The sequence below is a fragment of the Ornithinibacillus scapharcae TW25 genome (genome assembly GCF_000190475.1).
Lineage (GTDB): Bacteria > Bacillota > Bacilli > Bacillales > Amphibacillaceae > Ornithinibacillus > Ornithinibacillus scapharcae.
The window spans coordinates 1-1,819 of sequence record NZ_AEWH01000015.1; the positions used below are offsets into that span (position 1 = coordinate 1).

Sequence of the window (1,819 nt, forward strand, 5' to 3'; positions counted from 1 at the left end):
ACGTACACACATTATGTGCCTTTTTCTAATGTTTAACTTTTCTCTATAAGTTGTCTCAATGTATTTTGGTATCTTTTGTTGCAATGATTCAAAATGTTTTATGTCACTTAATTTGAGACGACTTATTTTTGAAAAAGCTTGTCTGTTTAATCCTCTATATATTCTCATAGCTATTAAGTCGATTCCTCTTAATTTTGAGTAAGCCATATTGTTAGATGTTTCTTGGATCAAGTGTAAATATCTTTCTACCTTATTTCCAATGTCTTCCCGGGCTTTTTCGAGTTCTTCTACATCATACAACCTACGACCCTTTACGACTTCAAAATCCACTTCATACATAGCGGCCACAAAGATATCAGGTAAATTTTCTACTCTAAAGGTATGGTCTGCTTGTGGCATGAGCTTCTCTTTTTCTTTCTTTTCATCAATCCAAGCTTTCCGTTCATCCTTAACTAAAGACAGACCCTTTAATTCTCTTAATCTATTACAATATTCCCATGCAGTGATGTTGTAATGTGTCAAAAAATCGCTCATAGGAATTCGCGATAAATATTCCCCACGTCTCATACTCTTAATATCTTCACTGGTCAAATCATAAAACTCTTTGTCAACAAAATTATATTGTTTCATCCGATCTCTCCTCTCATACTTTAATTATAATGAAATTAAATAATTTAAAAGTATGGAAAAAGTATGTTTTTTATATATCGTTCTGTACTCGTAAAATACTCTGCAAGCCCGATAATTCAGCCTGTAATGCTTCTAATGACTTAATAGCTGCCTTAAACATATCCTCTGCATAATCACGTTCAAATTTTAATTGCGCTATTTCTTCGTTTCCTTTGGCTATGTTGTCAATAATGGTTACTTTCATCCCATCGGCTTTAAGGGTTAATATCTCTTTCGCTAAAGCCACACGATACTTTTGCTCTGTTTCTGCTTTATTCTTGGCTAGTTTATATACTTCTCTTGTAGCTTTGTCTATGCGCTCTGATGCGATCATTATCATGTTAGTTATCTTTTGGAGTTCCATTTACTCACCTACTCGACCGTATAGATTTTATTTGTTCTAAATGGGATTCCATAGAATGTATTAGGCTTTTACACTTTTTAAACTGCCTATCGTTTTTCTCGGATTTTCGTATGGTTGAAACAAGAGTGTCGTTTCCTGTTATATCTTCTATCTGATTGTAATTGTATTTGTATCTAATCCAGCAGATGTTGAACAATACATTGTATTTAATGAGTTTCCATGCTTTCATCACTTCAACCCCTTTATACAATCCAATATTTCATCAACTAAATAGGAATCAGTTATCTCTCCAATACTTCCTTCTCGATACGATCGGCATACATTTTTTATATCGTTTACTGTTTCCATTTGCTTTTTAAACGTACTTATTGGCAATACTACTAATGGCTCTTTCCTATCTGCTTTTATTACAAGCGCATCTACATCTTCACCTTCTAGCCACCCGTATATCTGTTTAAAGCCATCTTTCCTAGCCTTAACCTCGAAAGTCATTCCGTAAGCTTCTACATCACCTTTTGCGTATGAGGTGGCACCAGAGAGAGGTACTCGTTTACCGTTCAGCATCTTAACTATTTCCCTCTCTACTCTTGCCCCTTTGTCACGTTGCATCTTACCCATTGAACAGCACCAACGATTGAATTAAAGTAAGTAACGACATAATACTTAGTGCCAGCCATAGCCATTTATTGATTTTGTGAGATTCAGTAAGCTTACCTAGTAACTTTTCGTTCTCCGCTAATAATCCCCTGTTTCTAGTGTTTAAATAGTTTATCTTAGTGTGTACGT

The 1,819-nt window shown here is 34.8% G+C and carries 3 protein-coding genes; all 3 read right to left on the reverse strand.

Features of this window, described 5'->3' with window-relative positions:
* Positions 1 to 630, reverse strand: a 630-nt coding sequence (locus G5W_RS20395) for a hypothetical protein (RefSeq protein ID WP_010094499.1), incomplete at its 3' end; no start/stop codon positions are given.
* A 70-nt stretch (positions 631 to 700) separates the two neighbouring features.
* Positions 701 to 1,033, reverse strand: a complete 333-nt coding sequence (locus tag G5W_RS0104235) for a hypothetical protein (RefSeq protein ID WP_010094500.1) — start codon at positions 1,031 to 1,033, stop codon at positions 701 to 703.
* Positions 1,034 to 1,261: 228 nt separating this feature from the next.
* The gene (locus tag G5W_RS20400) at positions 1,262 to 1,651 is read right to left on the reverse strand and encodes a hypothetical protein (protein WP_010094503.1); all 390 of its coding nucleotides are present in this window, start codon (positions 1,649 to 1,651) and stop codon (positions 1,262 to 1,264) included.
* Between the last annotated feature and the right edge of the window lie 168 nt (positions 1,652 to 1,819).

Bases quoted from the DNA above. Each gene is read 5' to 3' on its own strand.
- G5W_RS0104235 (WP_010094500.1), bottom strand. From the start codon at position 1,033: ATGGAACTCCAAAAGATAACTAACATGATAATGATCGCATCAGAGCGC.
- G5W_RS20400 (WP_010094503.1), bottom strand. From the start codon at position 1,651: ATGGGTAAGATGCAACGTGACAAAGGGGCAAGAGTAGAGAGGGAAATA.